This is a genomic window from Niallia sp. Man26, from assembly GCF_022049065.2.
Classification (GTDB): Bacteria; Bacillota; Bacilli; order Bacillales; family Cytobacillaceae; genus Niallia.
Window position 1 is genome coordinate 2,688,794 of record NZ_CP095743.1, and the last position, 12,450, is coordinate 2,701,243.

Below are 12,450 nucleotides of genomic sequence, written 5' to 3' on the forward strand. Positions count from 1 at the left end.
ATTGGAATGCTAGATTTCTCTATTAAACGAACAAGCTTTCCTTATTAATGTGTATTAAATCCGGCATTATCTTGATTGATTGCACTGTGCAGTGCTGCATTCAGTCCGCTTGCGATGAGATTGGACATGTCTTCAATAAAAACATCGACTTCTTTCGGCGTGACCATCAAATTATGGCCAATTGGCGAAAGAACTTCATGAATAAGGCGGCGCTTCTCCTCTTCCGGCAGTGTGCCGATAATCCCTAAAAATGTTTTCCGATGGTGCTCCTCTGGTAAATCTTCGTCTGTCAGCACTCTTTTCTCCCCAAAGCTCAAACCAGCAGGCGCAAGCGCTCTTGACGGCCTGTCTCCTTCTCTAAGCTCCTTGCCAAAATGCTTCAGGATATAATCTATCGTGTCACTAGTAATGGAAACTGCATCAACTACTGTCGGAACGCCGATTGCTATTACAGGCCTGCCTAATGTATCTTCACTTAGCTCTTTCCGTTTATTTCCTACACCAGATCCAGGATGGATGCCTGTATCAGAAATTTGAATAGTAGAATTCACTCTATCAATACTTCTGGATGCAAGTGCATCTATTACGAGGACAAAGTCAGGATTTGTCTTTTCCACTACTCCTCTAATAATGTCACTTGTTTCAATTCCAGTCAGTCCCATGACTCCAGGAGAAAGTGCACTGACAGGTCTGTAGCCTTCTTCTACATTTTGCGGTTGCAATTCGAATAAATGCCTTGTAACAAGAATATTTTCGCAAACTTGCGGACCGAGTGCATCAGGGGTCACATTCCAGTTCCCTAAACCAACGACAAGACAGGAGGCATCAGCGGGAATATTGCTAGTAACAAGAAATTGAGAAAACTCTTTAGCAAACACTTTTTCTACTTCTGCTTGAAGCTTGCTATCCTGCTGGCGAATACCTTGAACTTCTAAAGTTAAGTATCTGCCTTTTTTCTTTCCAATCAGCTCCTCGCCTTTTTCCGTCACTTCCACATAAGAAACTTTTATCCCTTTTTCTTCTTTTTCTTTAATAATGACACCATCTAGTTGTGATTGATTTGGTTCTGTTTCAATAAGGGATTTCTGTGCTAGCGCCATGTCTGTTGCTTCAATGGCCAAATCTGTTCGGACGGCATACTTGCTTAAATCCAGCTGTTCACTCATACAGTTTCTCCCTTCATAGAAAGTAATATATTCTTATCATGCCCGTGCAGCAGCCAAAAAATTCATGGAGAAACAGACAGAAAAGGGAGGTTTTTTAACAGTTACAACAAAAAAATAGCTGTTAACGGTTCAAATTAAGTGGAGAGTATTGCATTATTAGAAACGGTTTGATAAAATATCATTTGTTCTTTAAGTTTTTTAGGAATGTAAAAATCGAGTTTATATATGATTCTCGATGCTTCTTTTTAGGAGGTGAACGTAAATGCCAAATATTAAATCTGCTATCAAACGCGTAAAAACTAGCAATGCTCGTAACGCTCAAAACACTACAGTGAAATCAGCAATGCGTACTGCTGTTAAAAAAGCTGAGGCTGCTATTGCTTCTGAAGATAAAAATGCTGCGAACGAAAGCTTTGCAGTAGCTGCTAGCAACCTAGACAAGGCTGCTGCTAAAGGTCTTATCCATAAAAATGCTGCTGCTCGTAAAAAATCTCGTCTAGCTAAGAGAAACAACGCGATCAACGCATAATAAGCACAAGCACAAACAAAATTGGCTATCCATTCGGTAGCCTTTTTTATTGCCGCAAATTAAAAACGCTGCCATCAAGGCAGCGTTTTTTTAGGTTTATTTAGCCTGTCCCAATTTAAATAGAATCATCTCAATAATCATTGTTTTATTCGCAGCGCCCGTCTTCATCTGGTAGTCGGCTTCAGCAAACATGCTGATACACCTTGTTAGCTCTTCATCAGTAAAGCGGTTAGCTTGGCCTGCAGCGAGCTTGACACGAAATGGGTGAACTTTTAAAACAGACGCAATTTGCTGTTGTCCGTAGCCCGTTTTCGATAGTGCTTTAACTTGATAAATAAGTCGGAATTGGTTTGTGATAATTGCTAGCATTTTTAACGGCTCTTCATTTTGTTTCAATAAATCATAATAAATTCTTAATGCCTCATCAATTCGTTTGTTAATGATTTTTTCCACAAGCGCAAAAATATTTTGTTCCAATGATTTAGAAGCGAGTTCTTCCACTATTTCCTTGGTAATCAATTTAGAATCCTGTACATACAGCGCCATCTTATCTACTTCACTTGTTAAAAGGAACAAATTTGTTCCAGCAATGCTGAGCAAAGCTTCAAGGGCATCATTGTCCAGTTCGACTTTATTGTAGGATGCTCTTTGTTTCATCCAGTTTTTTAATTCCTGTTCATTTAATTTCTTAGCTTCTAAAATTTCTGCGGTTTTTTTTAGTTCTTTCGTAATTTTCTTCCGCTCATCAAGCTTTTCATAACTGCCTGTAAAGACAACAATCGTATAAGGAGAGGGCTCCTTTAAATAAGCTTCAAGTCTCTTTACATCATGTTCCACTTTCGATTTTGTCTTTTCACTTGTTAGAAAAAACGGGTTCTGCAGAATAACAACCTTTCTGTCTCCAAAAAACGGAATTGTTTCCGCATCTTCTATTGCCAGTTCAATACTGACTTCCTCTAAGTCGTATACAGACAGGTTAAAATCTTCTTCATCAGGATTTAAAGCTGTTTGAACCAATAATGTTCTTGTTTCATTTATTAGAAATGATTCCGGCCCATACATTAAATAAACAGGCGCAAATTCTTGCCTTTTAATTTTTTTCCAAATTTCTTGCATCAAAATTCTTCTCTCCGATCATGTCCTTTTACTTGCAAGGACAGCCTGATATTACATATCAAGCATGTTTTTAGCATCTATATTATATCGTAAAGAAGCATTTCTATTTTGACAAGCGTTAAACTAAAAAGCGGACAACTGTTTTTACGAAAAGCTCCAGCCTTCTTTGAAAAACTGGGAAGATGCTTTTCAAAGAAGGCATTCGCTTTTATAACAGCTGCCCGCTTTCAATCTATAATGAACGCAGCATATTAAGGCCTAGGATACTTAACATGCTCCGGTACACTAAGGTTAGTTTTTACACTCACCTATAGCTTTATATATGAAACTCAAATCCAAAACAGGAAAATTTCCGCTTTTGCATGGTAATCGAAATGTAAGTATTGCCCTAGGGATATTCACTATTTATTGCAGCTGATTTCCTCTGTTTTGTTATATGTTATGGCTGTTGCAAAAAAAAGGTGCCTTTTTTTTGAGAAAATTTAAAAGAAATGGTTCCATTCACATCTGTTCTCCACACAGTTATCTTTTTTGCTTGTAAACGTTTAAGCACCCCCTTATCCGGATGGCCGTAACGGTTGTTTTTTCCTGCTGAGATAATGGCAATATCAGGATTCACTTCTTCCAGAAATGCTTCTGTAGTGGAGGTTTTGCTGCCATGATGGGCTACTTTAAGTACATCTGTTTCTAGATTGGATTGTGCGGCAAGGAGCATTTCCTCCCCATTTTCTTCTATATCCCCTGTAAACAGCCATGACAGCCCTCCAATTTGTGCAGAAATGACAATTGATCCATCGTTCTCACCGCTGCTGTTCACAGTATTCCTACCTGGTGCAATAATTTGAAAAACGGAATTTCCATTTGTCCAGCCATCTCCCTCTCCTACAAAAAAGACAGGAATATTTTTCTGCCTTGCCAGCTCCCATATTTCCTTTTCCTTATCATTTGGTTGGTTACTAGATTTAGGCATAAGAATCTGTTTAACTGGAATGCTCTTTATTAGCGCAACACTTCCGCCAATATGATCCATATCACCATGGGTAAGAACTAGCTTGTCAATTTTGGTAATTCCTTTGCTTTTTAAGTACGGAACTAGAGTATCTTCACCGACCTCATAACTATTCTCTCTTTCCTGCCATTCTTCTTTTTGATATTCCATTGTACCGCCTGTATCAATTATATATGTCCCCCTATTGAACGGCTCATTAATAAGAATACTATCTCCTTGTCCAACATTAATAAAAGTAACTTCCCCATATTTACTCCAAAATTCTCCTGTGTATTGAAATAAGAGCAAGCAAAAGGGGATTAAAAATGCACGTTTTCTCAAATGGGGCAATGCTTCATAAAGGCAGAAAAACACTGGTATGAAACAAAAATACAGTATCAATTCAAGATTGTTCGGTTTACCGAAAATAATCGTAATATAGGGAATGTCTGCTGTTTTTGTTACAAGCCAGTCTGACAGCTGACATATTTTGTCTATGGGGTAAAGAAAAGCTATGGTGACTTTAGGTAAAAGGAACGATAGAAAAAATACAAGGATGAAGTATGGGAGCAGAATCGAAAAAAGGGGGATATATACAAGGTTTGCAAGGAGTGACAAAGCAAGAAGCTCATAAAAATAACTCAATAGAAAGGGCAGCACAGAAAGCTCGCAAAAATAAGCAGTAAGCAGATATATTTTCACCGGCTGCTTTTCGCCTTTAAGAATAGACGTACTCAGCAATAAAAACAAGCTGACGATAAAGGACAATTGGAAGCCGATATCAGTCACAATTTTCGGAAACAGAAAAAGATAACCGAGGAACGCGATACTCAGCAAATCGATCGAGGAGTAACTCGATAGCCGCCACCTCCTCTGGAGAAGCATTAGGCTGGCAGTAGAGACCGCTCGGATAACAGAAGGACTTAAACCAGTCAAAACCGTATAGGCAGGCAATATAAGCAATATTATCGTGATGCTTCTCTCTTTCGTCATACCAACTCTCAACAGGAAATAATAACCTAATCCAATCAAAAGCAGGACATGAGAACCTGAGATGGCCAGCAAATGTACAATCCCTAATTTTTGATAGGCGTTTTGAATAGCACTTGCTATATAATCCCTGTCACCAAACAATAAAGCAATGGCAACTGGTGCCGTATTTTCGAAAAAAACGGCTTCAATCCAAGCGATTCCCTGCTCTCGTAATACTTTAATGGCAGACAGCAAATCGAAGCTAAGCTCTTTACAGGAGGTGATATCCTTCACTTGTAATACCCAATGAATGGACTGCCTTTTTAAATAAAGCTGATAATCAAACATTCCTTCATTGGCAGCTGCTGCCGGCTGCGCTAATTGCCCTGATACCACACATGTATTTCCAAGGAAAGACTGTTCCGTAACATCTAGCTTCTCTTGAAAAGTGTTTAATTGGTAATGAAGCAGCAGCTTCTCATCAGACTGATTGTCTTTTGCAACGGCTGTCCACTTGTCACCATCGATTTTAGTTGTTTCCATTATTGTCAGTGAAAAGTTTGTTTGGGTACTTTTTAAGGAGGAGAAATTATTTTTGACATCTAAATGGGCCCTGTAAAAAAAGATAGCACCTATAAAAACTAGTAATAATAATAAGGGGATTGTCCATTTCTTTACAATAATCAGGAAGAATATGAACACAATTAAAGCAAGAAGGAAGATAAGAGAGGAGAAATTCGCTAAAAGAACAGCCAGAAGTGCGGCTACGGCAAAATAGAGGATATTATTATAAAGAAAATTCATGATTATTTAGGGAGAAACTTCTTCTTTAAACAGAAGAAGTTTCTGTAGGTATGATGGAGAACAGTTCTTCTGCTTGCTTTTCTAATTCCTCGATTCCCTCGCTGTCTTCCCCGCTCTCTTTCAACTGATTCAGCAATTGCTTTACAAGCAGTTTCTTTTCCTTATGCTTCTCATCAAAAATAACCTGCTGTGCTTCTACCTTTTCAACATGCACATTTGCCTGTTGAAACAACTCTAGCGCATATGGATGATTTTTATAGTCATGAGCATAATAAACAGTTTTTATGCCAGCCTGTACAATTGCCTTACAGCATTGCAGGCACGGAAAATGCGTAACATAAATATCTGCCATGGATGTCGCCACACCGAATTTAGCGCATTGTAATATCGCATTCATTTCTGCGTGAATGGTGCGAACACAATGATGATCAATGACATAACAGCCTTCATCAATACAGTGCACGCCTCCGGCAATGCTGCCATTATAGCCCCCGGCGATAATCCGCTTATCTCTTACAATCGTTGCACCAACAGCAAGCCTTGTGCATGTGCTTCTTAAGGCAAGCAATTCGCTCTGTGCCATAAAATATTCATTCCATGATAATCTATCCATTTAATACATTCACTCCTAGTAAAAGTTTAAAAAGTATCCTTATTAGTTTATATGCAAGAAACCATGGCGTCAATTTCACCTATCATACTAGTTCACTCTTATTAAATCCAATAACTTCTCCAACGTCTTTTCTCCAATGCCGCTTATTTCCTTTAATTCCTCCTTCTCCTTAAAGCCGCCATTTTGCTCTCTGTATTCAATAATGGCTGCAGCCTTTGCTTCTCCGATCCCAGGCAATGTCATTAACTCCATGGCTGACGCCTCATTGATGTTTATCAAGCCGCCTTGCTCGTTTCCCCCACCAGCTGGAGTGTGAAGCTGCTCTTCCCCTTCTGTCGGAACGTAAACGACCATTTCATCTTTCAATCGCTCTGCAAGATTTACAGCATCACTTTCTGCATTCTCCGCGAACCCGTTTGCCCTTGCAATAATATCCATCACCCGTTCCCCAAGTTGCGCTTCATACAGACCTGGGTTATTTACAGCACCCTTTACATCGACAAAAATTTCTGTCTCATCCCCCGATTTCTCCTTATCCTCCACATCTGATACAGGCAACTCCTTTGCTGCTATTCCTAAGTTTTCTGTCTTATTGGCTGAAGTGATAAAGTGAAATACTAGCAGTGTGATAATTGCTGCACTAAGCAGCAGAACAAGTTTATGTTCTGTAATCCATTTCATTTCATTAATCCTCCTTTACAGGTATATTCTATTTGCAACTGTCATATCGTTATATGAGAAACCGCTCATTATAGGGGGGAAATAAACCGTGAAAATAGGAATGATTGGAACAGGTAATATGGGGAAGATTCTTATTGAAGCATTGCTTGACAGTAAGGCTATTTCTCCTGAAGATATGCTGATTCAAAACCGGACACTCGCAAAAGCATTTCAGATCAAAGAGGCATATCCGGCTGTCACAGTTTTAAAAACTGCCAAAAAAATTGCGGAAAGTGCTGATCTTATTTTTTTATGCGTCAAACCGCATGACATCTTTAGTGTAGCAGCAGAAATTACTCCACATATTTCATCCGATAAATGTGTTGTTTCGATTACTAGTCCTATCAACACAGAGCAGCTTGAATATATGCTGCCATGCTCTGTTGCCCGGATTATTCCGAGCATCACCAACAGGGCGCAATGTGGTGTGGCGTTATTTTCATACGGAAGCAAGTGCACACAAGAATGGAAGCAAGGATTAAATACACTGTTTAGTCACTTTTCCACTCCAATTGAGATTGAGGAGAATATTACAAGAGTTGCATCCGATATCGTAAGCTGCGGACCTGCTTTCTTCAGCTACTTGACACAGCGTTTTATAGACGGAGCTGTCGAGGAAACAGATATCGATGCGGAAACTGCCACAAAGCTAGCAAGTGAAATGTTAATTGGACTCGGTCAGCTGTTAAATAAAGGCTATTACACCTTGCCGACACTGCAGGCGAAAGTAAGTGTAAAAGGCGGAGTTACGGGAGAAGGCATCAATGTGTTAGAGAGAGAACTCGGAGATACGTTTAACCAGTTGTTTCAGGCGACACAACATAAGTTCGAAGAGGATTTAAAGATGGTGAAAAATTCGTTATTGATCAATAAACACCGATAGTTTCTTAGTTTGTATTTTCGAGATATAAAAGGATTTTCCTGCTTTTTTTTGTTTTTTTCCAGCCATGGATTTATACTTCATGGCTTCTTCACACTTAGATGTACATAAGAAAACACACCTATTAACTTTTAGGTGTGTTTTCCGCTTACTTCCGGCAATAAAAGAAGATTCTTTCCGCATCTTCCCCTAATTCTCCATCATGGAAATCTGCTGTTACCTTCAAAATAGAAAAGCCGGCATTTATTAGCCAACTGCTATATTGCTCAACAGAATAAGTCCGCTGAAAATGCAGTTCATCATAACGATCATATTTTTGGGAAGCCTCGTCAAGCTGGAAAAAAGATAAATCATGTTCCACACTGTCAGGATACTCCCCTTCATAACACAACCAGATGAGACTGACATCTTCATCATTTAGTGCGTATGTTTGGTTTTTGAACAAATGGTTCATTTTATATAAAGAATGAACATCGAACAAAAATAACCCGCCTTCATCTAAATGCTCATACACCCCTTTAAAGGTGTTTACCACTTGTTCTTCTGTTTGCAAATAGTTCAATGAGTCGCAAAATATACCGATAATATCAAATAAAGGCAGGTCTTCAAGCTCAGACATATCCTGCTCCATAAAAAACACGGAAAGTCCTTGTTCTGCAGCTTTGTTTTGGGCAACACTGAGCATATCAGAAGAGAGATCTGCTCCTGTTACCGTAAAGCCCTTTTCCGCCAGCCTGACAGACAGCTCCCCTGTTCCGCACGCTAGGTCCAGAAGCTTGCTGCCTTCAATTTGGTATTCCTCTTTTGCAGCTATCAGAATCTCAACCCACTTATCGTATGGAACGTCATCCATCAACCTGTCATATAGATAAGCGAATTTCTGATAACTCATTGTCCGATCTCGCTTTGAATATTTTCAGCCGGCGCATCGCCCCATAATCTTTCCAAGTTATAATATGTTCTTTCATCACGGTGGAACACATGGACAACAATATCCCCAAGATCTACAAGAATCCATTTTGCTTCTTGGTATCCTTCTAGTCGTTTTACAGGAACACCGATTTCTTCACATTTATCTTTAATTTCGCTGGCAATTGCTTGTACCTGCTTATCGGAATTACCGTGGCAAATCACGAAATAATCCGAAACAAGAGAGATACCTTTCATATTTAATGCCACTATATTTTCTGCTCTTTTATCATCTGCTGCTTTAACTGCAGTCAGAAGCAAATTGCGTTCATCCATTTATTCAACCTCCGTTTTCATTACAATACTATTATACATCTCGAATGTCGCAGGAAAAACCGGCTGTCTGCGGCTCATTAAAAATGCTATTGTGTTGGTTACTGATTTCAAAAAAGCCTCATCCAAGCTAATCATCGCTAATTCCCTTACTTCATCCACTCCTGGAAAAACTCTTCCCGGTTCGATATAATCAGCTAAGTAAATGATTTTTTCAAGCTTGTTCATTCCAGGTCTTCCAGAAGTATGGTACTTAATCGCATTAAGCACTGCTTCATCTTTTATGCCCGCTTCCTTTTCCACTAAATAAGCTCCAACAGGTGCATGCCACAGCTCTGAATGGAAGGAAAGCAATCGATTATCCATATTCTGCTCTAAAATGATTTGTTTCATTTCTTCTTTAGGGCGAAATTTCGCATAGTCATGAAAAATAGCGGCTAATTCTGCCTTGGCCGTATCTTCATCATACCGGTTAGCCAGCTCAATCGCTGTTCCCATAACACCCATTGTGTGTACATAACGCTGTTCCGTCAATTGTTCCTTCACTATAAGAAGCGCTTGTTCACGATTCATATAATCTATTCTCCTTAATGTATCGTTCCACTTCATCCTTAACTAGAAACGATATTGTTTCTCCCTGTAAAAGGCGGCCTCTGATTAGTTTAGAGGAAATGTTGACATCCGGTACAGCAACATAAGTGACAGGATAATTTGTATCATTACTGTAATTCGGTCTGTTCACACTTATAAATCTAACCAGTTTAAGCAATTCTTCTATCATATACCATTTTGGCAAATATTCAACCATATCTGCTCCGATAATAAAATGAAAGTCAAAATCCGGATACATCTCTTTTAATATCGTCATCGTATCAAATGTATAGGACTTGCCTTCCCTGTCCATCTCGATCGTCTGGACATGGAAACCTTCCTTGTCTTGAATAGCCAGCTCAAGCATCTTAAGACGGTCTTCATTTGATACGCTCCCTGATTTCAGTTTATGCGGAGGCTCATGATTTGGCATAAACCATATCTCATCTAAACTTTCATGATGCATGACTTCATTTGCAATGATAAGATGACCAATATGGGGAGGATCAAAAGTGCCTCCCAATATTCCAATCTTTTTTTTCAAGATTATCGCCTCTTCTAACCCATTATGATGGTAAGTTAATGGTTTTGTTCTCTTTTGATTCCTTGTAAAGAACAATTGTTGAACCGATCAGCTGAACAAGCTCAGCCCCAGTTCCTTCTGCAAGCTCACTAGCCACAACATTCTTATCTTCTTCACAGTTTTGAAGGACACTCACCTTAAGAAGCTCTCTTACCTCAAGCGCCTCTGCGATTTGTTTAATCATGTTTTCATTGACTCCGCCTTTTCCAACTTGAAAAATTGGATTCAAGTGATGTGCCATTGCACGTAGATATCTTTTTTGTTTTCCTTTTAGCATTTAATTGCCTCCTAGTTGTTTCCATACATTTTTTCTCATTCTGTCTGTGTCCGGCATAAGACCGATCCACTTCTCAAAGGCTAATGCTCCTTGATATACAAACATCTCAATTCCATTTTGAACAATCGCCCCGCGCCTACTGCCTTCTGTCAGAATCTTAGGCTCTAGAGGGTTATATATTATATCACTTATAAGAGCATTTTCTTTTATATTTTCAACATTTAACGGGGTTTCATCAACATTTGGAGACATGCCGATAGAAGTTGTCTGGATAATTAAGTCGTATTCACCAAGCTGCCTTTCTGCTTCTTCCCGTTCAAGTATTGCTGTCTTAACCGGAAACGGACAAGAGCTTTTCAAGCTTTGCGCATTTCCAACAGTCCGATTTGTGATATCAATCGTTTCTACTCCATAATGGGCCAGCGTAAAATAAATGGCTCTTGCTGCACCGCCAGCTCCTATCATCAATGTTTTTTTATCCTTAATATCAGGCATGACCTTAAGAATACCAGTAAGATATCCAGATCCGTCTGTATTATAACCAATCCATCTCCCCTGCTCGTTCACAACCGTGTTAACAGCACCAATTGCTTTACAAAGTGGGTCGAGTTCATCCAAAAAAGGGAGGATATCCGTCTTATGGGGAACGGTCACGTTAAAACCTGAGACACCGTCTTTCTTAAGCAGTTCAAGCCCTTTTTCAAGCTTTCCCTTTTCTATATGAACCCTATCATATTGGGCATCGATTTGATAGTGCTGGAACAAGTCGTTATGCATAAATGGTGACATGGAATGTTTAATTGGATCACCAATAACCGCAAACCTCTTCATATCCACTCTCTCCCGTATTTTCTCTTCTCTTTATTTAAATAAGCGACTTTCTAATCATTGCATGTACACCTTGGGGAACATGCACGGAAACTTTAATGTTTGGTTCGTTGACAGTGATCCAGCCTAAGCCAGAAAATACGATATCTGTTTTTGCTTCCCTAATAGTGAAATCATGCTTCACAAGCTTAGGAAAATGGTCCATTTCGTCTCGCTTCGGCGGTGTCAGCATTTCACCGGCATGTTTTTCATAGAGAGCATCTGCATTTTCCGTCTTTGTGCGGTGTATGTCAAGCTCATTAGAGAAATAACAAACAAATGAATTCCGATCTCCGCTTGTGAAATCAAAGCGCGCCAAACCGCCAAAAAACAAAGTTTGTCCTTCATTAAGCTGAAATACTTTTGATTTTATTTCTTTTTTCGGTGTAATGACTTTTAAGTCCCGCTTATCGATAAAATGGGCCATTTGGTGATGGTTGATAATCCCAGGAGTATCAACCAGCGCCTTGCCGTCTGCTAAAGGAATCTCGATAATATCGAGAGTTGTCCCTGGAAAATGGGATGTTGTGATAACATTTTCTTCTCCTGACACCTCTTTCAGAACAGAGTTTATAAACGTAGATTTGCCGACATTCGTACAGCCCACCACGTAAACGTCTTTTCCTTCGCGATGAGATTCAATAGCTTCCAGTACCTCTTTAATACTTTGCCCTTTTTGTGCGCTTACTAAAAAGACATCCGCAGGTCTTAACCCCAGATCTTTTGCTTCTTTTTTCATCCAGTTGATCACTTTTTGCTTGTTAACAGACTTTGGAAGTAAATCAACCTTGTTCCCTATTAATAATACTTTATTCTTTCCTGTAAATCGATGAAGTCCTGGAAGCCAGCTTCCATTAAAATCAAAGATATCAACAATCTTTACAATCAGGCTGTCGCTTCTGCCAATTTCGTTTAAAATTTTCAAGAAATCATCATCTGTTAATGATACATCCTGAACTTCATTATAATGCTTTAAGCGGAAACAGCGCTGGCAAATAACCGTCTCTTTCTGCAAAGAAGAGGCAGGTGCATACCCAAGTTCTTCTTTATTTTCTGTTTGAATGGCAACTCCGCATCCAAAGCAATGTATTCTTTCAGTCAC

The 12,450-nt window shown here is 39.3% G+C and carries 14 protein-coding genes; 2 read left to right on the forward strand and 12 right to left on the reverse strand.

Translation table 11 applies throughout. The annotated features are described in order from the left end of the window. Positions 1-44 precede the first annotated feature (44 nt). The gene (gene gpr, locus L8T27_RS13650; RefSeq protein WP_233313099.1) at positions 45-1,166 is read right to left on the reverse strand and encodes a GPR endopeptidase; all 1,122 of its coding nucleotides are present in this window, start codon (positions 1,164-1,166) and stop codon (positions 45-47) included. Positions 1,167-1,428: 262 nt separating this feature from the next. Between gpr and rpsT the strand changes: the two genes are divergently transcribed. Further along, positions 1,429-1,695, forward strand: a complete 267-nt coding sequence (rpsT, locus tag L8T27_RS13655; RefSeq protein ID WP_233313098.1) for a 30S ribosomal protein S20 — start codon at positions 1,429-1,431, stop codon at positions 1,693-1,695. Between the two features lie 96 nt (positions 1,696-1,791). Here rpsT and holA read toward each other — a convergent pair whose 3' ends face one another. From holA to L8T27_RS13675, 4 genes are all read right to left on the reverse strand, one after another. Next, a complete protein-coding gene (gene holA, locus L8T27_RS13660; RefSeq protein WP_282581438.1) occupies positions 1,792-2,811 on the reverse strand; it encodes a DNA polymerase III subunit delta in 1,020 nt (339 codons plus the stop codon). 439 nt (positions 2,812-3,250) lie between these two features. Continuing rightward, complete coding sequence (locus tag L8T27_RS13665; RefSeq protein ID WP_237941725.1) at positions 3,251-5,575, reverse strand: DNA internalization-related competence protein ComEC/Rec2; 2,325 nt, start codon at positions 5,573-5,575, stop codon at positions 3,251-3,253. Between the two features lie 25 nt (positions 5,576-5,600). Further along, on the reverse strand, positions 5,601-6,188 hold the full coding sequence (locus L8T27_RS13670; RefSeq protein WP_233313095.1) for a ComE operon protein 2: 588 nt from the start codon (positions 6,186-6,188) through the stop codon (positions 5,601-5,603). Positions 6,189-6,275: 87 nt separating this feature from the next. Further along, positions 6,276-6,869 (reverse strand): helix-hairpin-helix domain-containing protein, encoded by a 594-nt coding sequence (locus tag L8T27_RS13675; RefSeq protein ID WP_237941726.1) that lies wholly within the window; start codon positions 6,867-6,869, stop codon positions 6,276-6,278. Positions 6,870-6,957: 88 nt separating this feature from the next. Between L8T27_RS13675 and comER the strand changes: the two genes are divergently transcribed. Further along, positions 6,958-7,791 carry a late competence protein ComER gene (gene comER / locus L8T27_RS13680; RefSeq protein ID WP_233313093.1) on the forward strand — a complete coding sequence of 278 codons (834 nt, stop codon included), beginning with the start codon at positions 6,958-6,960 and terminating at the stop codon, positions 7,789-7,791. A 145-nt stretch (positions 7,792-7,936) separates the two neighbouring features. Here comER and L8T27_RS13685 read toward each other — a convergent pair whose 3' ends face one another. Genes L8T27_RS13685 through yqeH form a run of 7 tightly spaced genes read right to left on the reverse strand, consistent with a single transcriptional unit; the run spans position 7,937 to position 12,450 of the window. Then, the gene (locus L8T27_RS13685) at positions 7,937-8,680 is read right to left on the reverse strand and encodes a class I SAM-dependent DNA methyltransferase (RefSeq protein ID WP_233313092.1); all 744 of its coding nucleotides are present in this window, start codon (positions 8,678-8,680) and stop codon (positions 7,937-7,939) included. After that, a complete protein-coding gene (rsfS, locus tag L8T27_RS13690) occupies positions 8,677-9,033 on the reverse strand; it encodes a ribosome silencing factor (protein WP_233313091.1) in 357 nt (118 codons plus the stop codon). The genes L8T27_RS13685 and rsfS overlap by 4 nt, the downstream gene beginning before the upstream one ends. After that, positions 9,034-9,603 carry a bis(5'-nucleosyl)-tetraphosphatase (symmetrical) YqeK gene (gene yqeK / locus L8T27_RS13695; RefSeq protein ID WP_233313090.1) on the reverse strand — a complete coding sequence of 190 codons (570 nt, stop codon included), beginning with the start codon at positions 9,601-9,603 and terminating at the stop codon, positions 9,034-9,036. Beyond that, complete coding sequence (locus L8T27_RS13700; RefSeq protein ID WP_233313089.1) at positions 9,593-10,165, reverse strand: nicotinate-nucleotide adenylyltransferase; 573 nt, start codon at positions 10,163-10,165, stop codon at positions 9,593-9,595. The genes yqeK and L8T27_RS13700 overlap by 11 nt, the downstream gene beginning before the upstream one ends. 22 nt (positions 10,166-10,187) lie before the next feature. Next, positions 10,188-10,481 (reverse strand): ribosome assembly RNA-binding protein YhbY, encoded by a 294-nt coding sequence (gene yhbY / locus L8T27_RS13705; protein ID WP_233313088.1) that lies wholly within the window; start codon positions 10,479-10,481, stop codon positions 10,188-10,190. Next, complete coding sequence (gene aroE, locus L8T27_RS13710; RefSeq protein WP_233313087.1) at positions 10,482-11,312, reverse strand: shikimate dehydrogenase; 831 nt, start codon at positions 11,310-11,312, stop codon at positions 10,482-10,484. A gap of 34 nt (positions 11,313-11,346) precedes the next feature. Then, positions 11,347-12,450 (reverse strand): ribosome biogenesis GTPase YqeH, encoded by a 1,104-nt coding sequence (gene yqeH / locus L8T27_RS13715; protein WP_237941727.1) that lies wholly within the window; start codon positions 12,448-12,450, stop codon positions 11,347-11,349.

Excerpts from the sequence above, each read along its gene's own strand:
- gpr (WP_233313099.1), bottom strand. The coding sequence starts at position 1,166 with ATGAGTGAACAGCTGGATTTAAGCAAGTATGCCGTCCGAACAGATTTG.
- rpsT (WP_233313098.1), top strand. The coding sequence starts at position 1,429 with ATGCCAAATATTAAATCTGCTATCAAACGCGTAAAAACTAGCAATGCT.
- holA (WP_282581438.1), bottom strand. The coding sequence starts at position 2,811 with ATGCAAGAAATTTGGAAAAAAATTAAAAGGCAAGAATTTGCGCCTGTT.
- L8T27_RS13665 (WP_237941725.1), bottom strand. The coding sequence starts at position 5,575 with ATGAATTTTCTTTATAATAATATCCTCTATTTTGCCGTAGCCGCACTT.
- L8T27_RS13670 (WP_233313095.1), bottom strand. The coding sequence starts at position 6,188 with ATGGATAGATTATCATGGAATGAATATTTTATGGCACAGAGCGAATTG.
- L8T27_RS13675 (WP_237941726.1), bottom strand. The coding sequence starts at position 6,869 with ATGAAATGGATTACAGAACATAAACTTGTTCTGCTGCTTAGTGCAGCA.
- L8T27_RS13685 (WP_233313092.1), bottom strand. The coding sequence starts at position 8,680 with ATGAGTTATCAGAAATTCGCTTATCTATATGACAGGTTGATGGATGAC.
- rsfS (WP_233313091.1), bottom strand. The coding sequence starts at position 9,033 with ATGGATGAACGCAATTTGCTTCTGACTGCAGTTAAAGCAGCAGATGAT.
- yqeK (WP_233313090.1), bottom strand. The coding sequence starts at position 9,603 with ATGAATCGTGAACAAGCGCTTCTTATAGTGAAGGAACAATTGACGGAA.
- yhbY (WP_233313088.1), bottom strand. The coding sequence starts at position 10,481 with ATGCTAAAAGGAAAACAAAAAAGATATCTACGTGCAATGGCACATCAC.
- aroE (WP_233313087.1), bottom strand. The coding sequence starts at position 11,312 with ATGAAGAGGTTTGCGGTTATTGGTGATCCAATTAAACATTCCATGTCA.